The organism is Streptomyces sp. NPDC002845 (genome assembly GCF_053591955.1).
The window spans coordinates 1-21,108 of record NZ_JBSFUU010000044.1 but is presented as its reverse complement, the minus strand read 5'-3'; the positions used below and the strand labels follow the sequence as shown (position 1 = coordinate 21,108).

16 protein-coding genes and 1 pseudogene are annotated in these 21,108 nt (G+C 70.2%); 8 read left to right on the top strand and 9 right to left on the bottom strand.

Features of this window, described 5'->3' with window-relative positions; genetic code table 11:
- The first annotated feature begins 291 nt into the window (after positions 1 to 291).
- Positions 292 to 1,635: a tetratricopeptide repeat protein gene (locus ACWD3C_RS28490; RefSeq protein ID WP_451148800.1), complete on the top strand. Its 1,344-nt coding sequence runs from the start codon at positions 292 to 294 to the stop codon at positions 1,633 to 1,635.
- A 17-nt stretch (positions 1,636 to 1,652) separates the two neighbouring features.
- On the opposite strand, the gene ACWD3C_RS28485 is transcribed toward ACWD3C_RS28490, so the two are convergent.
- The 3 genes from ACWD3C_RS28485 to ACWD3C_RS28475 all read right to left on the bottom strand — a co-directional run bounded on the left by ACWD3C_RS28485 (position 1,653) and on the right by ACWD3C_RS28475 (position 3,677).
- Positions 1,653 to 2,438 (bottom strand): hypothetical protein, encoded by a 786-nt coding sequence (locus ACWD3C_RS28485; RefSeq protein WP_451148798.1) that lies wholly within the window; start codon positions 2,436 to 2,438, stop codon positions 1,653 to 1,655.
- Positions 2,435 to 3,013, bottom strand: coding sequence for a SigE family RNA polymerase sigma factor (locus tag ACWD3C_RS28480; RefSeq protein WP_451148796.1), 579 nt, complete (start codon positions 3,011 to 3,013; stop codon positions 2,435 to 2,437). The genes ACWD3C_RS28485 and ACWD3C_RS28480 overlap by 4 nt, the downstream gene beginning before the upstream one ends.
- Before the next feature lie 85 nt (positions 3,014 to 3,098).
- Entirely contained in the window at positions 3,099 to 3,677 is a 579-nt protein-coding gene (locus ACWD3C_RS28475) for a hypothetical protein (RefSeq protein WP_451148794.1), read from the bottom strand.
- Between the two features lie 248 nt (positions 3,678 to 3,925).
- On the opposite strand from ACWD3C_RS28475, the gene ACWD3C_RS28470 reads away from it, so the two are divergent.
- Positions 3,926 to 4,429, top strand: coding sequence for a SigE family RNA polymerase sigma factor (locus tag ACWD3C_RS28470; RefSeq protein ID WP_451148792.1), 504 nt, complete (start codon positions 3,926 to 3,928; stop codon positions 4,427 to 4,429).
- Positions 4,419 to 5,162, top strand: coding sequence for a L,D-transpeptidase (locus tag ACWD3C_RS28465; RefSeq protein WP_451148790.1), 744 nt, complete (start codon positions 4,419 to 4,421; stop codon positions 5,160 to 5,162). The genes ACWD3C_RS28470 and ACWD3C_RS28465 overlap by 11 nt, the downstream gene beginning before the upstream one ends.
- Positions 5,163 to 5,206: 44 nt before the next feature.
- On the opposite strand, the gene ACWD3C_RS28460 is transcribed toward ACWD3C_RS28465, so the two are convergent.
- Positions 5,207 to 5,779, bottom strand: coding sequence for a GOLPH3/VPS74 family protein (locus ACWD3C_RS28460; RefSeq protein WP_451148788.1), 573 nt, complete (start codon positions 5,777 to 5,779; stop codon positions 5,207 to 5,209).
- Positions 5,780 to 5,986: 207 nt separating this feature from the next.
- Between ACWD3C_RS28460 and ACWD3C_RS28455 the strand changes: the two genes are divergently transcribed.
- Together ACWD3C_RS28455 and ACWD3C_RS28450 are read left to right on the top strand one after the other, a co-directional pair.
- A complete protein-coding gene (locus ACWD3C_RS28455) occupies positions 5,987 to 7,435 on the top strand; it encodes a VCBS repeat-containing protein (protein ID WP_451148786.1) in 1,449 nt (482 codons plus the stop codon).
- 101 nt (positions 7,436 to 7,536) lie between these two features.
- Positions 7,537 to 10,749, top strand: a complete 3,213-nt coding sequence (locus ACWD3C_RS28450) for an FG-GAP repeat domain-containing protein (RefSeq protein ID WP_451148784.1) — start codon at positions 7,537 to 7,539, stop codon at positions 10,747 to 10,749.
- Between the two features lie 98 nt (positions 10,750 to 10,847).
- Here the strand turns inward: ACWD3C_RS28450 and ACWD3C_RS28445 are convergent, their stop codons facing one another.
- Complete coding sequence (locus ACWD3C_RS28445) at positions 10,848 to 11,774, bottom strand: intradiol ring-cleavage dioxygenase (RefSeq protein WP_451148782.1); 927 nt, start codon at positions 11,772 to 11,774, stop codon at positions 10,848 to 10,850.
- Between the two features lie 162 nt (positions 11,775 to 11,936).
- A complete protein-coding gene (gene aspS, locus ACWD3C_RS28440; protein ID WP_451148780.1) occupies positions 11,937 to 13,700 on the bottom strand; it encodes an aspartate--tRNA ligase in 1,764 nt (587 codons plus the stop codon).
- A 222-nt stretch (positions 13,701 to 13,922) separates the two neighbouring features.
- On the opposite strand from aspS, the gene ACWD3C_RS28435 reads away from it, so the two are divergent.
- Together ACWD3C_RS28435 and ACWD3C_RS28430 are read left to right on the top strand one after the other, a co-directional pair.
- Positions 13,923 to 16,154, top strand: coding sequence for an ATP-binding SpoIIE family protein phosphatase (locus tag ACWD3C_RS28435; protein WP_451148778.1), 2,232 nt, complete (start codon positions 13,923 to 13,925; stop codon positions 16,152 to 16,154).
- Positions 16,155 to 16,330: 176 nt separating this feature from the next.
- Positions 16,331 to 17,269 (top strand): BRO-N domain-containing protein, encoded by a 939-nt coding sequence (locus tag ACWD3C_RS28430; RefSeq protein ID WP_451148776.1) that lies wholly within the window; start codon positions 16,331 to 16,333, stop codon positions 17,267 to 17,269.
- 96 nt (positions 17,270 to 17,365) lie between these two features.
- Here ACWD3C_RS28430 and ACWD3C_RS28425 read toward each other — a convergent pair whose 3' ends face one another.
- Entirely contained in the window at positions 17,366 to 18,337 is a 972-nt protein-coding gene (locus ACWD3C_RS28425) for a pirin family protein (RefSeq protein ID WP_451148774.1), read from the bottom strand.
- 150 nt (positions 18,338 to 18,487) lie between these two features.
- Positions 18,488 to 18,955 (bottom strand): SseB family protein, encoded by a 468-nt coding sequence (locus ACWD3C_RS28420; RefSeq protein ID WP_451148772.1) that lies wholly within the window; start codon positions 18,953 to 18,955, stop codon positions 18,488 to 18,490.
- Between the two features lie 186 nt (positions 18,956 to 19,141).
- On the opposite strand from ACWD3C_RS28420, the gene ACWD3C_RS28415 reads away from it, so the two are divergent.
- Entirely contained in the window at positions 19,142 to 20,968 is a 1,827-nt protein-coding gene (locus ACWD3C_RS28415) for an acyl-CoA dehydrogenase (protein ID WP_451148904.1), read from the top strand.
- A 36-nt stretch (positions 20,969 to 21,004) separates the two neighbouring features.
- On the opposite strand, the pseudogene ACWD3C_RS28410 reads toward ACWD3C_RS28415, so the two are convergent.
- Positions 21,005 to 21,108 (bottom strand): annotated as a pseudogene (locus tag ACWD3C_RS28410) (IS5/IS1182 family transposase); the annotation flags it as partial.

Here is a 21,108-nt window from a genome sequence, read left to right as displayed (position 1 = left end):
ACAAGGGGGCCTACAACGGGGATTCGGGGACTACCCCACGGGGATCGCGTTCGCCGCCGCCATCAGGGCGGCCACGGTGAGGAGGGCGGCGGTGAGGGGCCGGATGTGGCGGACGAGCAGGTGTCGGAGCACGACGACCTCGCAACAGCAGCGGCGGCAAGGATGTATGGGGCGCATTAAACGGACTTAACGCGTCACTTAACGTAAGGGCTCTCTACGTCAAGAGCAAGAGCAGACAGGGGAGTTGGGGAAAGTGGCCGATGTAAGTCGGCTTACTGGCATGCTTCATCCATGGCCGAGCGCGACGACCCGGAGATCATCGGGCGCAGAGTGCAGCGACTGCGAGCCGAACGCGGGCTGACTCAGCGGCAGTTGGCGGAGCCCGCCTACACGCCCGCGTACATCTCCACCCTCGAAGCGGGGCGGGTGCGCGCGTCGGACGAGGCGCTGAAGTACATCGCCGAGCGGCTCGGCGTCGCGTACGAGGAGCTGGTGACCGGGCGCCCGGCGCATCTGGCCACCGAGCTGCGGCTGCGGCTGACCGACGCGCAGCGCACGCTGGCGACGGGCGAGTCACAGGTGGCGGCGGAGCAGTACGCGGCGCTGCTCGCGGAGGCGGAGGGGCTCGGGCTGGTCGCCGAGCAGGCCGCCGCGCTGCTGGGGCTGGGGGAGTGCGGGCTCGACACCGGTGATCTGACGGCCGCCAGGCAGTACTTCGAACGGGCCGAGCGGTGCCTCGCCGACGCTCCGCTGCCCGCCCGTGTCCCGGCGCTGCGGGGCCGCGCGGTCTCCCACTACCTCGCCGGTGAACTCCGTTACGCCTGCTACTTGCTGGAGACCACCCTCGACGAGCTGAACCGCGGCGGCCTGCACGACCCGGACGCCCTGCTGCTGCTCTACGCCAGCGCCATAGCGCCCTACATGGACCTCGGCGCCCACGCCCGCGCCGCCAAGGCCGCCGAACTCGCGCTCGCCCTCGCGCCCCAGGTCGGCGACCCGGCGCTGCTGGCCCGGATGCACCGCTCGGTGGCCCGGACGCTGATCGCCGAGGGCCGTATCGCCGAGGCCGACGCCTCCCTGGCCAAGGCGGCCGAGCTCTACCGCCAGCTCCAGATCCGTACGGAACTCGCCAACTGCCACTGGATGCGCGGATACCTGTACGCGCAGAACGGCGAACTCGACCGCGCCGAGGGCGAGTTGCGCGAGGCTCTCGACATGCTCTCCGCCAGGCACGCCGCCCTCTACAGCAGCCAGGTCGCCGTCGAGCTCGCGGACGTCCTGCACCGCCGGGGCAAGTCCGAGGACGCCTCCGCGCTGCTCCACGAGGTGCTCGGCGACCTGTCCCCCGAACGCGGCGCCATCCACTCCGCCGCCGCTCACCGCCTCCTCGGCATCATCGCCGAGGACGCCCGCGACACCGAGGCCGCCGAGGAGCACTACGTCCGCGCCCTGAGCCTGCTGGAGCGCGCGGGCGCCGCCGGTGACCTCGCCGACCTGTGCCGGATGCTGGGTGATCTCCTCCGGCGTACGGGGAGGGTGGAGGCCGCCCTCGACGCCTACCGCACCGGGCTCGGCCATCGCACGGTTCCGGGAACGACGACCCTCGGCCCGGCACCGGCACAGCCGCCTCTTTGACCCTCTGCGGGGACCCTCTATGGGGCGCTGAAGTCCATCTCGGCGATCACCCCATCCCCCGCGTCATACACGGTGACCTTCTTCGTGGCGGTCCGGAACCCGGTGTCGTTCGCAGGCACGTCCGGCGGGGTCGCGTCGGTGTACCAGACGCCCCAGTTGGCGGTGTCCGCCAGCCGCAGGACCGTGCCGCCCAGGGTCGTGCCGTCGGCGAGCTCGATCGCGACGCGGGCCGCCTCGCCCTTGCCGACGTAGACGCCGGAGAGGAAGAGGTCACCGTCGCCGGAGCCCTCCTCCTGGAGGGACACGTTCGGTTCGGTCATGTCGAGGTTGCCGTCCACCACGCTGCGGAACTGCGGCTCCATGTCCCTCTCGTGCGGCAGCTGCCAGTACTTGCCCTCCTCCGTGAGCCAGATCTCCGCACCGCTCCCGGCTGTCACCCGCTCCCCTGACTCCACGACCCGCACCTTCCCCGCGGGCACCGACGAGGACGAAGGGGACGGCGAGGGCGACGCGCTGCTCGTCGCGGCCGGAGGGATCACGCGTTCGCTGGGGCGGGCGGGCGAGTCGCCCGTACGCAGCCCGAACACCGCCAGCGGCACCAACAGCAGCCCGCAGCCGGTGCCGAGCACGGCGGCCCGGCGGCGGAGGCGGCGCCGGTGGCCGTCGCGTTCGATGGCGGTCAGCGGCAGCGGGGGCAGGGGGAAGGTGTACGCGGCCTCCGTGAGCGCCTCGCGCAGCCGCTCCCCGGTGTCGTCGGCCCCCGCCTCGCCGGACGGGTCGGCCCCGGTCTTCGTGTGGTTCATGGGCGGGCTCCGGTGGCGGGCGTGGGCCAGGGCGAGGGCGACGATGAGGACGGAGGTGAGTGAGGCGCGAAGGCCGGGTGGGTGCGCAGGTTCTGGAGCCCGCGCCGGACATGGGTCTTGACCGTGCCGAGGGAGCAGCCGAGGAGGTCGGCGATCTCCTGCTCGGTCAGGTCCTCCCAGAAACGGAGGACCAGCACCGCCCGCTGCCGGGCCGACAGCTCGGCCAGCGCCTGGGTGACGGCGGCCCGTTGGGCGACCGACTCGGCGTGCCCGGCCTCCGACTGGTGCACCCGCTCCGGCAGGAACGGCATCAGCAGATGGGCGACGCGTCTCTTCCGTACGCGGCTGAGGTTGTTGTTGACCAGCGAGCGCCGTACGTAGAAGTCGACCTCGTCGCGCGGCACCCGCCGCCAGCGGGCGTACACCTTGGCCAGCGTGGTCTGTACGAGATCCTCGGCCTCGTGGAAGTCGCCGGTGAGCATGTGCGCGGTGCGCAGCAGGCGGGGCCAGGCCGCGGTGGCGTACTCGGTGAAGTCACCGTGGCCGTCGGGGACTTCGGGTTCGTTCTGCGGCACGGACGACGGTCCTCGGGGTCGGTGGCGTGGGGCGGTGGGGGACGCCGGAGCGTCCCCCACCTGGGCAGAGGCCTCTGTCAGCGCCTCAGGACAAGGGCAGCTGAGAGTAGACCCGGCCCTTGGTGTCGTAGACGGTGACGGTGTCCAGGAAGTCCCACGGGTCCGTACCCGACGGCCTGTCGTCCGTGGTGGTGGCGTACCAGACGCCCCAGCCCGGCTTGCCCGGCAGTTCCAGCAGCTTGCCGTACACCGGGCCGGCCTCCGTCTCCACCTCGACGTACGAGGCGGTGCCCTTGCCGCCGTAGTAGATGCCGGACAGGTACCAGTCACCGTGCGCCTGACCGGTCGCCTGAATCGAGACGCCCGGCCGGCTGAGGTCGATGTTGCCGTCGACCACGCTCCGGAACTGCGGGAAGTCGGGCATGTCCGGCGTCGTCCAGTGCTTGCCCTCCGCCGTGAGCCACAGCTCGAAGCCGGGGGCCGCGACGACGTGTTCACCGGGCTGGACGATGCGCGGCTTGGGTGCCTTCCGGTGCTGCTGCTCCTGTACCTGAGTGCTGTGCGCCGTCGTCCCCTGTGCGGCGGCGTACGACACCGTCGGCGCCGCCGCCAGCACCGCGGCGAGGGCGGTGGTGGCGATGACGTATTTCTGTATCCGTGCCATGAACGGACAACTCCCGTTGGTCGGTCGGTTGATGGTCCTGTCCTGCTGGAGGGGCGCACCCTCCATCCATCCAAACTCCGTTCCGCCGGTGCCGGGATGACACCTACACAGATATTTCTCGGGGTGCGTCATCGGGGTGTGTTTCGATGGACGCGGCGTATGTGGCCGGTACGCACGGAGGAGAAGGCCGGGTTGCACAAGAGTGCGGGGGCGCTCGGGAATCACTGACGAAGAGGCGCGGCGGGGGCATGACCGAGGAAGAGTTCGACGCGTTCTACGCCGCCGCGTTCCCGCGGCTGACCGGGCAGTTGTACGCGTTCACGGGCGACCACAGCGAGGCGCAGGACGTCGTGCAGGAGGCGTTCGTACGGGCCTGGGACCGGCGGCGGGAGTTCCTCGCCGAAGGGGCGCCCGAGGCGTGGATCAGGACGGTGGCGATGCGGCTCGCGGTGAGCCGCTGGCGGCGGGCGCGGCGCTGGCTGGAGCTGATGCGGCACGCTCCGCCGCCGGAACACACGCCGGGGCCCGACCCCGAACGGGCGGTGCTGGTGGAGGCGTTGCGCCGGTTGCCCGAGACCCAGCGGATGGCCATCGTCCTCCACCATCTGTGCGACCTGAGTGTCGAGCAGGTAGCCTCCGAGGTCGGTGCGCCGGTGGGGACGGTCAAGGCCCGCCTGTCGCGCGGCCGGGCGGCACTGGCGCGGGAACTGGCCCCCACCGAGGGTGAGAAGGAGGACGAACGTGTCCGATGAACTCACCGATCCCACCGATCCCAGTGATCACATCGATCGCATTGAGCCCAGTGATCACACAGACCTCATCTGGGAGCTGCGGGAGGTGGCCGCGTCCGCCGAGGCGCCTCCGCCCGGCTCCGGCGCCGAGGTCCGCGCCGTCGCCGTATTCCGCCGTCGTCGCCGCCGTACGACCGCCGCCGCGGCCGGAGCTTCGACGGCCGCCGCCCTGGCCGTGATCCTCGCGGTGAACGTCTCGGACACCGGCACCCCCGAACGGCACCACCGGCACCCGGCCGCGCACGCGACATCCACGGCGAGCCCGCAGCGCGGGACGGCCGACGCGACCGTGGTCCTGTCCCGCCGCGCACTGGTCGTCGACGGCCGTACGTTCCCCGTCTCCCCCGGCGCGAGCCGCACGCCGACACCGACGGGACGGATGACCGTCACGGGCAGGAAGCAGCTGCTGAGGGTGCCCGGTCAGGAGCTCGGCTTCGGCGCGGCGTACGCCATGAAGGTCCGCTGGGCCCTCAAGCTGACCGCCCCCGACGGCACCACGACCTACATCGCCGCCCTGACGAACAACCAGAAGGCGCCCGGCGACGACGAGTCGAAGGCCGCCTGGATCGGCCTGCGCAAGGCCGACGCGCGGTGGGTGTACAAGCGGCTGCGTACGGGAGCCGTGGTGAACGTGCAGGGGGTCGCGCCGACACCCGTACCGGTGCCCACGCCCACGCCCACGCCCACGGATTGAACGGGGTGAACGGGGTGAACCGTGCGGGCAGACCGGCGGTGTCGTCACGTCACCGTCGTGATCACCACTGTCGTCACCGCGAGCGCCGCCACGGCCGCCATCACCGAGTCGGCCATGCGGCGCAGGGTGGGGTCCGCCCAGTGGGTTTCGGCGATGTCGGACATGCGCTGCTTGACGGTGGCGCGGTCGGCGTCCGGGAAGGCGAGGGTGTGGAGGTTGCCGTGGTGGAGGAGGGTGATGAGGGCGGCGAGGCGGGGTGCCGGGGGCCGGCCGTGCAGGACCGTTTCCGTCAGGGCGTCGCGCAGGGCGGACTCGGTGGTGCCGTCGCGCTCCGGGTAGCGGGTGGCGGGGAAGAGGCGGAGGACGCGGCGGCGTTCCTCGCGGATCAGGCCCTTGGCCAGCAGTCCCCGGCGGGCGGTCTCGTACTCCTCGGTGCGGTGTTTGAAGATCCACCGCTCGGCGTCGTCCGGCAGCCCCGTCCCCTCGGACAGCGCCTCTTCCAGCAGGGCCGCCACCGCGATCGCGTACTCGGTCTGCGCGCGCAGCCGGGCGACTCCGGTGGCGTCGTCGAGGGAGAGGAGCAGGATCTGTTCACCGAGGGTCGTGGTCGTGGTCATGACCAGTGAGACGGGTTCCGGGGTGGTCGTGGTTCCGGGCGCGAACCGTCGGCCGACCGGCGTTCCCTCCAGGCCCAGTAGCCTCCGGCCCCGGTGTCATCACAGGTCACGCGAACCCCATTGATATCATCCGCGCAATTCCGCATGCCCATGTCCATGCTCATGCGGACTGGTGCGGAGCCAGGGGCTCCACGGGGAGGAGCACATATGAAGCACATGAACGGTCGAAGAGCGCTCTCGCGGGCGGCGGCCGTGGTCGTGGCCGGAGTGATCGGGGCCGCGCTGCTGCCGGCCGGAACGGCGGTGGCCGTGCACGGGGCCGTGCCGGGAGACTTCAACGGGGACGGGTACCGGGACGCCGTCCTGCCCGCGCCCGGCGCCGACGTCGCCGGCAGGGAGGAGGCCGGAAAGGTCGTCGTCCTGTACGGGTCGAGGTCGGGGGTGTCGCCGAACCGGCGCAAGACCATCAGCCAGAACACGCCCGGGGTTCCCGGCACGAGCGAGAAGGGCGATCACTTCGGCGCCGCGACCGCCACCGCCGACCTGAACCGGGACGGGTACGCGGACCTGGTCGTGTCCGCGCCCTACGAGGACAATGCGAAGGGCCGCGACGCGGGTGTGGTGACGGTCCTCTGGGGGAGCCGCTACGGGCTCACGAAGGGCATGAACCTGTCGTCCCCGTCCAGCCGTCCCCTGTACTTCGGCCTCGACCTCGCCGCGGTGAGCGGCGGCTCCGACGCCCGGACCGAGGTTCTCGTCAGCGGATGGGACGGCACGGTCCGCTTCACCGGGCCCTTCCGCAAGCGCACCAACACGGTGGCCACCGCCGTGCTGGAGGACGGCACCCCCTCGGTCGAGACCGTCGCGCTCGGCGACTTCAACGGCGACGGCGACCAGGACCGCGTGAGCGTCACGACGCGCATGAGCGGGCTGACGGGCGGCGAGGTCTACGTGAACCCGCAGAGCCAGAGCGGCATTCCGAGGCCCCTGGAACACGGCAACGGACTCATCGCGGCCGCCGGTGACCTCGACGGCGACGGCTACGACGACCTCGTGGTCGGCGACCCCGACGAGCCCGAGGTCGCCGGAGCCGACGGCGCCAGGGGCGGCCGGGTCAACGTCTGGTACGGGTCGCAGAACGGCATCGACGCCACCGCGCGGCCCGTCCGCATCACGCAGAACACCACGGGCGTACCGGACACGAGCGAGAAGGGCGACGCTTTCGGCGGTTCCCTCGCCGTGGCCGACCTCAACCGCGACGGGCGGGCGGACATCGTCGTCGGCGCCCCGTACGAGAGCCTGGCCCGCAAGTGGCGGACCGGCGCGGTCACCGTGATCCCCGGGCGGGCCTCGCGCACGCTCGGCTCCGGCTCGTACCGCTTCACCCAGAACGTCGCGGGCGTCCCGGGCGCCAACGAGATCGACGACTTCTTCGGCACCACGGTCGCCGCCGGAGACATCAACAAGGACGGCAAACCGGAGCTGTTCATCAGCGCGGCGGGCGAGAACAACCACACGGGCGCGGTCTGGGTGTTCCCCGGCGGCTCCACCCGCCCCACGGCCACCGGCAGCCGCATGATCAAGCCCGCCGACGTCGGCCTCACCAAGAAGTCCTCGCTCCTGCTGGGCGGCAACGGACTGCTCGGCGTCATCTGAACCCGGCTTCACGCGATCGAACGACGGCTTCACACGACTGAACCCCGCTTCGCGCGACGGCACAGGCCCTTCGCGCGAGGTGATCTCGGAAGGAATCCCACGTGGGCAGACCTGCCCTGAGACGGGGCGGCCTGGCCGCCGCCGTCTCCGCACTCACGGTCGCCGTGACGGCCGCCGGATCGATGTACGTCGTCCCGGACTCGTCCGGCGGCACCACGCACGCGGCCACCGCAGCGGCCACGTCCGCCGGGACCACCGAGATCCTCCTGAACGATCCGAGCAGGGAGACACGGCGCTCCGACCGGCTGCTCGCGGCCGGTGAGACCGGCTTCCTGCACCGGCAGGGCGGGGTCACCGGGCTGCTCTGGACGAACTACGCGGACGGCGGCACCGTCACCGTCCAGGGGCCGTCCGGGGTCTACCGGCCGATCGGCGGCACCTGCTACTACATCTCCGACCCCTGCCCTTCGGGCCGGTACGGGCAGGGCGCCGACCTCGCGGCGCTGCCCGACCAGTACGACGACAAGGTGTCGCTGTGGAGCCCGGACGGGAGCGCGCCGCGCACCGTCGTCGTGGCGCCGGACGACTACGTCGGCACGTACGGCTCGACGGTCGTGCTGGCCGACTGGAACGCCGTCATCGACGCCGAAGCCGTGGACGGCACCATGCTCAAGCTCGTCGACTTCGTCGGCGGCGAGCAGCGCGAGCGCTGGGTGACCGGCTATCCGTCCGCCGAGGCGGAGTGGCAGACCGGCATGTTCCGCCGCACCGGCGACAAGGACGGGGCTCTCCTCGCCTACCCGGTGTACGGCGCGAGCGGCGTCGTCGAGTCGTACACCATCGGCTACCTGGACTTCGCCACGGCCCGGTTCACCGTAGCCTTCACCGGCGCCGACCCGATGCCGGAGCTCGAACTCGTGCTCACCGGCGACCGCGTCGGCTGGTACACGGCCGCCTCCGGCCTGCACCTCAAGCCCCGCACCGACCTCACCGCCGAGGAGACGGTCCCGGTGGCCGCCGGGTCCACGAGCGGCTCCGCCGACCCCGAGCTCGTCGGGGACTGGCTGCTCCTGACCGGGAGCGGCGGCGTCACCGCCGTATCCCTGACCGACGGCTCCACCCGCGACCTGCTGCCCCGCGCGTTCGGCAACGCGCTGGCCACGCCCGACGGCGCCGCCCTCGTCACCGGCGGCACGGACGCGGCCGACTGGTGGGTCCAGCGGGTCACCGAAGGCTCCGACGGCGCCCCGCGGCTGGAGAAGCTGTACAAGGTCCCGCCGTACGAGACCGTCAAGACCGGGCTGGCGCTCAGTCGCGGCAGCCTGCGCGTGGTTACGGACAACCCCAAGGGCTCCGATCCGACGTCCGTCCGGACCCTGACCACGAACGGCGGTACGACACTGACCGCGTCCGCAGCGACGGCCGGCGACTCGATCGGAGCCCGGTGCCCGTACATCGGCGCCGGCTGCTCGATGCTGTGGGGCAACACCGGCACCCACCCCAGGGACGTGTACCTCGGGAGGGCCTGGGACAGCTACACCAAGGACGGCTTGGTCTCCCTCCGTGACGGCTCGTCCGACTCCCACCTAGAGTTCGGCACCAAGGACGGCGCCATCGTCGACGTCTCCGACGGCTACGCCGTCTACAACTCCGGCGGCGCCACGCCCACGCAGTACGTCGGCGAGTTCGGCCAGGGCCAGAAGCTGAAGCGCTCCGTCCGCGCCGCCGCCCTCAACGGCTCCACCCTCTGGAGCGCCACCACCACCGCCGGAAAGCTCACCTCGTACAGCCTCGCCCGGAACAAGACCCTCGCCACGGTGACCGTCCCGGGCCTCGGCTGCGTGCCGAGCGAGCTGCAGGCGGCGGGCCGGTGGGTGTACTGGGCGTGCGGGACGGCATCGGCGGGCGTGTACGACTCCAAGGCGCGTACGTCGAAGCCGGTGACCCCCGGTGATGTGCTGCTCGGCGACGGGTTCACCGTCCGCCACGACCATGCCGCCGACCGGCTGGTCCTGACCGAGGCGGCCACCGGCACCACCCGCGTGATCGCCTCCGGCCTGGCGGACTACGACCTGGACAGCGGCCTGGACGTCGACCGCCGCTTCCGCTGGACCGTGGACGAGTACACGGGCCTCGTGGCCTGGTTCGACTCCTACGACCAGACGCATGTGGCCACCACCGGCATCGCCCCGTCCGGTGTGTCCGCCTTCGAGACCAAGGTCGACAGCTACGTCTCCCCGGCGTCGTCCGCCACTTCCTGGGACGGCAGGTGGCTGCTGTCCCGGCCCGTCACCTCCTGGTCGCTGACCTTGGCCTCGGTCCAGAGCGGCGAGTCGGGCAAGGTCGCCACCCGCACGCTCACCGACGGCGCCACCCGCGCGTGGATGTCGGCGAACTGGAACGGCAAGACGGCCGGCGGAGCCCGCTTCCCCAGCGGCCTGTTCAGATGGACCCTCAAGGCCACGGGCCTGGGCACCTCCGCCCCGGTCACCGTGACCAGCGGCACGGGCTACCTCGAAAACGGCGCGGCCGTCCGGCACGACTTCGACAGCGTCGAGGGCACTCCGGACGGCGACGGCGACCTGGTCACCCTCAACTCCTCCGGCACCCTGACCTACCACCTCGGTACCGGAGGCGGGAGGTTCGGCGACCGGACGACCGGCACCGGCTGGGCCACCACCATCAAGGTGATCCCCTTCGGCAACCTGGGCGGCGACCGCTGCAACGACTTCCTGGTCCGGATGAAGAGCGGCGCCCTGCGTCTCTACAAGCCGGGATGCGGCGCCGCACTGAAGCCGAAGACGAGGTACACGACCCTCGCGCGCAGCGGCTGGAACCAGTACAACGCCTTCACCTCTCCCGGCGACCTCACCGGAGACGGCCGCGCCGACCTGATCACCCGCAAGGCCTCCACCGGCGCGGTCTACCTCCACAAGGGCACCAGCACCGGCAGGCTCGCCGCCCGCGTGAAGCTGTACTCCAACTGGAAGGGCGCCAAGCAGATCGTCGGCGTCGGCGACATCACCGGCGACGGCAAGGCCGACCTGCTCGTCCAGGACCGGTACAACAACCTCTACCGGTACTCCGGCAAGGGCAACGGCAGGTTCGCGCCCCGCGTGAAGCTGTTCAGCAGGTGGGGCCGCTGGTACAACGCCGTGGTCGGCGTGGGCGACCTCAACCGTGACGGACGGCCGGACCTGGTCGCCCGCGGCACGTCCGGCAACCTGTTCCGCTTCTACGGCAACGGGAAGGGGTCGTTCGGGCCGCGTACGAAGATCGGTACGGGCTGGGGCGGGTACAAGTTCCTGGCGTAGCAGTACGGCTTCTGGCCTTCTGACGGGCTGACATACGGCAAAGGCGCCCGGGACTTCGCGGTCCCGGGCGCCAGTCGTATCCGTAGAGGGCAGGCCGGTCAGGACGCTCCGGGCTGGACGTCGTCCTCCTGGCCCGTGTGGGTCTCCTCCGGCGCCACGCCCATGGTCAGGGTGCCGATGACGCCCTTGGAGATGTCGCTCTTCTTCTTGTACTTGAGGGCGAGCAGGCCGCCCTCGGTCCCGTTGTCCGGGTAGATCGTGTCCTCGTCGAGGGTCGTACGGGTGGACGTGTTCGTCGAGTACGGCTCGACCTCGGCGGAGGCGAGGACGGTCTCCTCGTCGAAGAACAGCTGGCCGGTGTGGCAGGTGTTGCCGCCCTCGTAACCGGCGTCGGTCCACTCGCCGTTGACGTGCACCTTGGTGTGGATGTGGACGCAGCGGCCCTGGTACCAGCCCGGGAAGACGGTCCGGAAGGTGACGAAGCCCTTCTTGTCCGTCTTCCAGGTGCCGCGCAGGTAACGCTCGTCGTCGGTGGGCTCCTCGTGGACGCCACCGCCGCCACCGCCGTCCGTCGGGGGCTCACCCGTCGGGGGCTCGCCCGTCGGCTCGCCGCTCGGCGGGGTCCCGCCGCCACCGCCACCGCCGCTGCCCATGGCCTCGTAGCCCGAGTAGATGCCCAGCGCGTTGCAGTGCCAGATGTCGACCGCGGCGTTCGCGATCGGCTTGCAGGTGTCGGCGTCGATCACCTTGAGGCGGAGGGTGAAGGGGATGCCCTCCTGATCCTCGGTGATGTCCTGCCGGAGCTTGTCCGCGTCGATGTAGTACGGGCCCTCGGTGGTCTCCGAGGTGAGGACGTAACACGCTTCCGCGGAGCCGGCGGCGGAAGCGGAGGCGGAGGCGAGCGGGGAGGCGCTCCTGCCCTTGCCGTTCGTCTCCCCCGCGTTCGCGGTCGCGGCGACCGCGCCGCCCACGCCCACCGCGGCCACCGCTCCGGCGCCCGCGACGACGACCTTACGGCGCGTCATCTTCCGTTTGTGTGCAGGTACTTGGTTTTCCGTGGTTCCCGTCATGAGCAGGACGCTAGGGACGGCACCTGTCACAAACGTAGGTAAGGGCTTGGCGAGAGCCTTGCATACGGGAATGGCTCGGAACCGGCGCCGGTTCCGAGCCATTCGTACGCCGGGGTCCTACTTCGGCTGCGGCTTCCGTACCGAAAGGTGCAGCTCGCGCAGGCGCGTCTCGTCCAGTTCCGTCGGTGCGCCCATCATCAGGTCCTGGGCGTTGCCGTTGAGCGGGAAGGCGATGGTCTCGCGGATGTTGGGCTCGTCGGCCAGCAGCATGACGATGCGGTCGACACCGGGGGCGATGCCGCCGTGCGGCGGGGCGCCGAAGCGGAAGGCGCGCAGCATGCCGGCGAACTGCTCCTCGACGGTCTCGCGGTCGTAGCCCGCGATCTCGAAGGCCTTGAGCATGATCTCCGGCTCGTGGTTCCGGATCGCGCCGGAGGACAGCTCGACGCCGTTGCAGACGATGTCGTACTGCCAGCCCAGGATGTCCAGCGGGTCCTGGGTCTCCAGGGCCTCCAGACCGCCCTGCGGCATGGAGAAGGGGTTGTGCGAGAAGTCGATCTTCCCCGTGTCCTCGTCCTTCTCGTACATCGGGAAGTCGACGATCCAGCAGAACCGGAAGACGTCCTCCTCGAAGTGCCCGGCCCGCCTGGCGGCCTCGACCCGCACCGCGCCCATGATCTTCGAGACCTCGTCGAAGTCGCCCGCGCCGAAGAACACCGCGTGACCGGCGGCCAGCTGGAGCCGCTTGGTCAGCTCGGCGACGTTCTCCTCGGTCAGGAACTTCGCGATCGGGCCGGACAGCGAGCCGTCCTCGGTGACGCGCACCCAGGCCAGGCCCTTCGCACCCAGCGAGATCGCGTACTCGCCGAGCTGGTCGAAGAACTTGCGGGGCTGCGCGGAGACGTCCGGCACCGGCAGCGCGCGCACGTGCTTGCCCGCGAACGCCTTGAACTCCGAGCCCTCGAAGACATCGGTGATGTCGACCAGCTCCAGCTGGGCGCGCAGGTCCGGCTTGTCGGAGCCGTACTTCAGCATCGCCTCGCGGAACGGGATGCGCGGGAAGGGAGAGGTGACGTGACGGCCGTTGCCGAACTCCTCGAACAGCTCGAACATGAGCTTCTCGACCGGCTGGAAGACGTCCTCCTGCTCGACGAAGCTCATCTCGACGTCGAGCTGGTAGAACTCGCCCGGCGAACGGTCCGCGCGCGCGTCCTCGTCACGGAAGCAGGGCGCGATCTGGAAGTAGCGGTCGAAGCCGGAGATCATCAGCAGCTGCTTGAACTGCTGCGGCGCCTGCGGGAGGGCGTAGAACTTGCCCGGGTTCAGACGGGAGGGGACGACGAAGTCGCGGGCGCCCTCGGGGGAGGTCGCGGACAGGATCGGCGTCGCCATCTCGTTGAAGCCCAGCGCCGTCATCTTGTGCCGGATCGCCGAGATCACCGCCGTACGCAGCATGATGTTGCGGTGCATGCGCTCGCGGCGCAGGTCCAGGAAGCGGTACTCCAGGCGCCGCTCCTCGTTGACCCCGTCCTCGGTGTTGATCGTGAAGGGGAGGGGGGCGGCCGCGCCGAGCAGCTCGACCTCGCCGACCTCGACCTCGACCTCGCCGGTGGGCAGGTCCGGGTTCACGTTCTCGGTTCCACGTGAAACAACCTGGCCGTCAACGCGGACGGTCGACTCCTTGGAGAGCTTGTCCAGGGCCTCGTACGCGGGCGTGCCGGGGCGGGCGACAAGCTGCGTGATGCCGTAGTGGTCGCGCAGATCGATGAAGAGGATGCCGCCCAGGTCGCGCCGATTGTGCAGCCAGCCGCTCAGCCGGACGTCGCTGCCGACGTCAGAGGCGCGGAGCTCGCCGCAGGTGTGGGACCTGTACCGATGCATCGTCGTTCATCCAGCCTTCGCGGATCGGGGATCACCGGGGCCGTTGCCCGGGCCCCCCAAGGGTACCCAGGCCGCGCCCCTGAAAGGGGCGCGGGGAACTGCGCGACCAGCCCCCACGCACCCGCAGCCGCCGATCGACCATCCACCCCCGCGCCCCCCACCTCCGTTCCCAGCGGAGCGCTTCGGTGGCAGGGTTCGTTGACCTCTTCTTAAGGTGGGGCAATGCGCACTGGTGAGCCCCTGCCCACCGTGGGGGACGTCCTGGCCGCCCTCGCGACCGGTCTGTGGCGTTGGGACAGCGCCGATGGGCAGGTCCGGCTGGACGCCGAGGCGGCACGGCTGCTCGGGTTGCCCGCCGGGCCGGTGACGCTCACGCAGGCCGCCGTGCGCGCCCGGTTCCACCCGTCCGACTGGAACGAGGTCAGTTCGGTCGTCCGGCTCGCCAGTGCCGAGGACACGGTCGCCGAGGTCCGGATGCGGGTCATGGACGAGCGGGGCCGGGTGATCCGGGTCGTCCGCAGCCGCTGCAAGCCGACGTTCACGCCCGAAAGACGCGGCTTCGAGATGATCGGCACGATGCAGGAGGTCACCGAGCCGACGCCGGGTCCCGCCGCGCACAGCTCCATCACGGGTGACTGGCGCCGCTCGCGCGAGGCGTTCCTGCTGGACGCGGGGCGGGCGCTGGCCGAGGCGAGGTCGACGGCGGAGGTGCTGCGGGTCGCGGCCGGGCTGTCGATGCCGGGCTTCTCGCCGGACGGCCTCGCCGTCTTCGGTGTGGAGGGCGACCGGCTGACTGTCGTCGGCCACCACGGGCACCGGCCGGGCGACGAGCGGCCCTTCACGGAGATGTCCCTGAACACCGACTATCCGGCCGCCGAGGTCGCCCGCACGGGCCGGGCCGTCTATCTCTCCTCCCCCGAGGACTACAAGAGCCGCTACCCCACGTCCTGGCCGCTCGCCCAGCGCTTCGGCCGCCAGTCCTGGGCCTTCCTCCCGCTCACCGTCGCCGGCCGCACCATGGGCGCCTGGATGGCGGCCTTCACCTATCCCGTCTCCTTCACGCCCGACGAGCGCTCGGTGCTGACCACCGTGGCCCGCATGCTCGCCCAGGCCCTCTCCCGCGCGGGCACCGCCGAGTCCGAGCGCGAGCTCACCGACGGACTCCAGCGCTCCATGCTGCCCACGCTCGGCCCCGAGATACCCGGGATGAGCGTGGCCGCCCGCTATGTACCGACCGGCGGCGGTCTTCAGGTCGGCGGCGACTGGTACGACATGATCCCGCTGCCCGGGAGCACCTCCCGGACGACGCCGGGGGGAGGCAGGTTCGCCCTGGTCATCGGCGACGTCCAGGGCCACGACGTGCGCGCCGCCGGCCTCATGGGCCAGCTCCGCGTCGCCCTGCGCGCCTACGCCGCCGAGGGCCACCGCCCCGACGCCGTCCTCTCCCGCGCCTCACGCTTCCTGCACGGGGTCACCTACGACGAGGAGCACACCGACCTGCGCTTCGCGACCTGCCTGTACGTCGAGGTCGACCCGGTGACCGGCGTACTGGACATCGCCCGCGCCGGGCACCCCGACCCGGCGATCCGCATGGCCGACGGCACGGTCCTGGTCCGGCCCACGGCGGGAGGGCTCCCGCTCGGCATCGACCCGGACGCCGACTACCCGACGACCCGGCTCGTGCTGGAGCCCGGCGAGACCATGCTGATCTGCACGGACGGCCTGATCGAGACCGGCGGCCACGACCTGGACACCGGCTGGGGGCGCCTGCGCAGGATCCTCGAATCCCATGACGGTGCCGCCGGCGCGGCGGGCGACCTGGAGTCCCTCGCCGACGCCCTGGTCCAGGGTGTGCACGGGCCCTCGTCCCACCACACCACCGGCCCGCTCGCCGACCGCCGCGAGGACGACATAGCCGTCCTGCTGCTGTGCCGGCAGGGCGAGGGCTGCGGCTGCGGCGACACCGCCCTCGTACGCCCCACCGTGCGCCGTACGGCCCTGACGATCGCCCAGGCCGAGCCGGAGCGCATCGCGGCGGCCCGGCAGCAGGTCCGCGAGATGCTGCACGACTGGGCCTGTGAGGACCAGGTCGACTCGGCGGTCCTCCTCGTCTCCGAGATGCTCACCAACGTCCTCGTCCACACGGACGCCGACGCCCTGCTCGTCGCCGAGATGGCCAGCGAGCCCGGCAAGCGCCGGATGCGCATCGAGGTCACGGACACCAGCGACGACCTCCCGCACAAGCGGCACCCGGGCGAACTGGCCTCCTCCGGGCGGGGACTGGTGCTCACGGAGCTGCTCGCGGACGCGTGGGGCGTGGACCCGCGCGGCGAGGGCAAGAGCATCTGGTTCGAGCTGTACGAGTCCGCGGACGGCTCGGGGGACGGCGCGGCCGGCGGCTCGGGGCCGTGTGACGCGGCCGCCACAACCACATCTTGCGCAGAGTGTGCTTAGAACAGACGGTTTACACAAAATCGCAGGTCACAGGCTCGGCAGAGGCGACGAAAATGGTGAACGACCCGACGCGCTCCGCAGAATCGATACCTCCGTCCACGATCGGGTGAACATCCTTGCCGTGGACGCGAGTCGCACCTCCACCTGCCTAACTTCCGGGACGGAGGTGATGCTCGATGTACGAGCAGAACAACACGCCGCCGAACCAGTCGGCGGCACAACGGCAGGACGCGATCGACATCAACGACTTCGTGTTCGCGGCCACGGGGGCGCGGATGCGGAGGCTGACGACGCCGGACGGAGATCACTGGTTCGTAGCGGCGGACGTGGCCACGGATCTCGGCTACGCAAACACGCGCCAAGCACTCATCGCGCATGTTGCAGCAGATTGGCAGATGACCTTGGGCGATCTTGCACGAGGCGTCTATGGAGCAGACGGTTCACGCAAAATCGCAGGTCACGGGCTCAAGAAGTCGATGAAGATGGTGAACCTGAAGGGGCTCATCAGCCTTGTCAACGGTTGCACCAAGCCGGAGTGCGAGCCGTTCAAGGCGTGGGTCTCCGAAGTCATCGCCACCATCCATCGCGACGGCTCCTACTCCCTGGAACCGGCCCCCGTACAACCCGCCCCCACCGGCGGTACCGCCTACGTCATGCCGCAACAAGTCGCCGACGCCATCGTCCGGCTCGAAGAGCGCAACATCCGGGCGGACGAGATGCTGACGGCGTTCCAGGAGGAGCGCAACGACCTGCTGTGGCAGATCAACCACAGCCAGAGCATGATGGCCGACGCACTCTGGGACATCGCCGAAACCCTCAGGCGTCCCGCCGACCGTTCCCAGCCCACCCCCGCCCCGGACCTGACACCCCAGCAACTCCTCGCCACCTGGAAGGCGAAGAAACTCGTCGTCACCGAGGACATCCACGCGGTGGCCGCCTACCTCGCCCCGGCGCTGGTGCGCGGCGAGGCCCGTTACCGTCTGGAGGAGATCGCCACCCGTACGGGGCTGCCGCAGGAGCGTGTCAACGACTGTCTGCGGATGCTGCTCAAGCGGGGATGCGTGCGGCAGGCGGGCTGCGCTTCGGACGGGGCGCCGGTGTACGTGCTGCCGTAACGCCATAACGCCGTAACGGAGCCCTCGTAGGACGCAAGACAGGCCCGAAGCCGCAAACCGAAGTTGCGGCTTCGGGCCTCGTCGTACCGTACCGGACTACAGCCCGCCCTCGGACATCCCGTGCACCGCCGGAACCGTCCCCAGCCGCCCCTTCTGGAAGTCCTCGAAGGCCTGCTGGAGCTCCTCGCGGGTGTTCATGACGAACGGGCCGTAGTGGGCCATGGGCTCACGGATCGGCTGGCCGCCGAGGAGGATGACGTCCAGGTCGGGGGTGTTGGAGTCCTGCTTCTCGTCCGCACGGACCGTGATGGACGAACCCGCGCCGAAGACGGCCGTCTGGCCGAGGTGGACCGGCCGGTGATCCGTACCGACGCTGCCGCGCCCGGCGAGGACGTACGCGAGGCCGTTGAAATCCTCCCGCCACGGGAGCGTGACCTCGGCGCCGGGGCGCAGGGTCGCGTGGACGAGGGTGATGGGCGTGTGCGTGACGCCCGGCCCCTCGTGCCCGTCCAGCTCACCGGCGATGACGCGCAGCAGCGCGCCGCCGTCGGGGGAGGTGAGCAGCTGGACCTGGCCACCGCGGATGTCCTGGTACCTCGGGGCCATCATCTTGTCCTTGGCGGGCAGGTTGACCCACAGCTGGATGCCGTGGAACAGGCCGCCGGACATGACGAGCGCCTCCGGCGGAGCCTCGATGTGCAGCAGGCCCGAGCCTGCCGTCATCCATTGGGTGTCGCCGTTGGTGATCGTGCCACCGCCGCCCTGGCTGTCCTGGTGGTCGAAGATCCCGTCGATGATGTACGTGACGGTCTCGAAGCCGCGGTGGGGGTGCCAGGGGGTCCCTTTCGGCTCCCCGGGCGCATAGTCCACCTCGCCCATCTGGTCCATCATGATGAACGGGTCGAGGTGGCGGTAGTTGATCCCGGCGAACGCTCGGCGCACCGGGAAGCCCTCGCCCTCGTAACCGCTGGGCGCGGTCGTCACGGCGAGCACCGGACGCGCCACCGCCTCGGCCGGTGCGGCCACACGGGGCAGGGTCAGCGGGTTCTCGACGGTCACTGCGGGCATGTCGGTACCTCCTTGTGCGCTCACTTTAGTTGATTATTGAACTTCCTGCCAGTCCCAACGACGAACGCCCGGAGGGCATTCCCTCCGGGCGTCCATTCGGTGCGGGGCGGCTCCAGCCGCGCACGGGACAGTCAGCCGTACATGCGACAGTCAGCCGTACATACGGCGCATCGCGAACTCGACCATCTGCTCCACGGCCTTCGCGTCGAAGACCATGCGGTGCTCGCCCTCCATGTCGAGGACGAACCCGTAGCCGGTCGGAAGGAGGTCGATCACCTCGGCGCCGGTGATCACGAAGTACTTGGACTCCTTGCCCGCGTACCGGCGCAGCTCCTTGAGCGAGGTGAACATCGGGATCACGGGCTGCTGGGTGTTGTGCAGCGCCAGGAAGCCCGGGTTGTCGCCGCGCGGGCAGTAGACCTTGGACGTCGCGAACACCTGCTGGAAGTCCTCGGCGGACATCTGGCCCGTGGTGAAGGCACGGACCGCGTCCGCGAGCGAGGGCGGAGACGGCTCGGGGTACAGCGGCGCCTGCTGCTGCCCATACCCGCCGGACATCGGCTGCTGCGGGGGGACGTAACCCTGCTGCGCCCCTACGTTCTGGTCGTAGCCGTACATGCCCCAAAGAGTACTGACCCCCGGAGAGGGCTGGGTCACAGATGTCCTGATCGGGGTTGCTTCTTATTACCGACGGGTAGCATCATCGTAGCTACTTGTTGGTACGTGAAAGCACGTGCGTGAAGCAGTACGTGAATCAGGAGCGAGGAGTCAGTGCCTCGCCGATCTCTCTACGGAGCCGTCGCCATGGGGCACTACAAGTCGAATCTCCGCGACATCGAGTTCAACCTCTTCGAGGTCCTCGGGCGCGACAAGCTGTACGGCACCGGCCCGTTCGCGGAGATGGACACGGACACCGCCAAGAGCATCCTGGAGGAGCTGACCCGCCTCTCCGAGAACGAGCTCGCCGAGTCCTTCGCGGACGCCGACCGCAACCCGCCGGTCTTCGACCCGGAGACGAACACCGCGCCGGTCCCGGCGTCCTTCAAGAAGTCCTACCAGGCCTTCATGGACTCCGAGTACTGGCGGCTCGGCCTGCCCGAGGAGATCGGTGGCACCACCGCCCCGCGCTCCCTGATCTGGGCGTACGCGGAGCTGCTGCTCGGCGCCAACCCGGCCGTCTGGATGTACTCCTCCGGCCCGGCGTTCGCGGGCATCCTCTTCGAGGAGGGCAACGAGGTCCAGAAGCACATCGCGAAGATCGCCGTGGACAAGCAGTGGGGCTCCACCATGGTGCTCACCGAGCCGGACGCCGGCTCGGACGTGGGCGCGGGCCGCACCAAGGCGGTCCGGCAGGAGGACGGCTCCTGGCACATCGAGGGCGTCAAGCGCTTCATCACGTCCGGTGAGCACGACATGTCGGACAACATCCTCCACTACGTCCTCGCCCGCCCCGAGGGCGCCGGTCCCGGCACCAAGGGCCTGTCCCTCTTCCTCGTCCCGAAGTACCTCTTCGACTTCGAGACCGGCGAGCTGGGCGAGCGCAACGGCGTGTACGCGACGAACGTCGAGCACAAGATGGGTCTGAAGGCCTCCAACACCTGCGAGATGACCTTCGGCGACCGCCACCCCGCCAAGGGCTGGCTGATCGGCGACAAGCACGACGGCATCCGCCAGATGTTCCGGATCATCGAGTTCGCGCGGATGATGGTCGGCACGAAGGCGATCTCGACGCTGTCGTCGGGCTACCTGAACGCACTGGAGTACGCCAAGGAGCGCGTCCAGGGTCCGGATCTGGCCGACTTCATGGACAAGACCGCCCCCAAGGTCACCATCACCCACCACCCGGACGTGCGCCGCTCGCTGATCACGCAGAAGGCGTACGCGGAGGGCATGCGCGCGCTCGTCCTCTACACCGCGTCGGTCCAGGACGACATCGCCCTCCAGGAGGCCGCCGGCGAGGACACCGCCGAGCTGGAGGCCCTCAACGACCTGCTCCTCCCCATCGTGAAGGGCTACGGCTCCGAGAAGGGCTACGAGCAGCTCGCCCAGTCGCTGCAGACCTTCGGCGGCTCCGGCTTCCTGCAGGAGTACCCGATCGAGCAGTACATCCGCGACGCCAAGATCGACACCCTGTACGAGGGCACGACCGCGATCCAGGGCCAGGACTTCTTCTTCCGGAAGATCGTCCGCAACCAGGGCGCCGCGCTGAACTCCCTCGCCGAGGAGATCAAGAAGTTCCTGGCGCTCGGCACGGGCGGCGAGGAGCTGGACGGCGCCCGCGAGCACCTCGCCAAGGCGGCCGTCGAGCTGGAGGCCATCGTCGGCCTGATGCTCACCGACCTCGCGGCCACCGAGCAGGACGTCAAGAACATCTACAAGGTCGGCCTGAACACGACCCGTCTGCTGATGGCCTCCGGTGACGTCGTCGTCGGCTACCTGCTGCTGAAGGGCGCGGCCGTGGCCGCCGAGAAGCTCCGGACGGCCTCCGCCAAGGACGTCGCCTTCTACACGGGCAAGATCGCGGCGGCGAAGTTCTTCGCGGCCAACGTCCTGCCGGGTGTCACGGGCGCCCGCAAGCTGGCCTCGAACGTCGACCTGGACCTGATGGAGCTGGACGAGGCGGCGTTCTAAGAGGGCGTTTGATCTTGACGGGTTGCAGCTTATGCCCTAGTAAGTCCCTCGCCAGGTTGGCGTGGACTCGTCCGTTATGCGCTTGGCGAGATTGTCGATCGATGCGACCTGGATCATGGCTTCGGAGCTGGCGGCGAGAG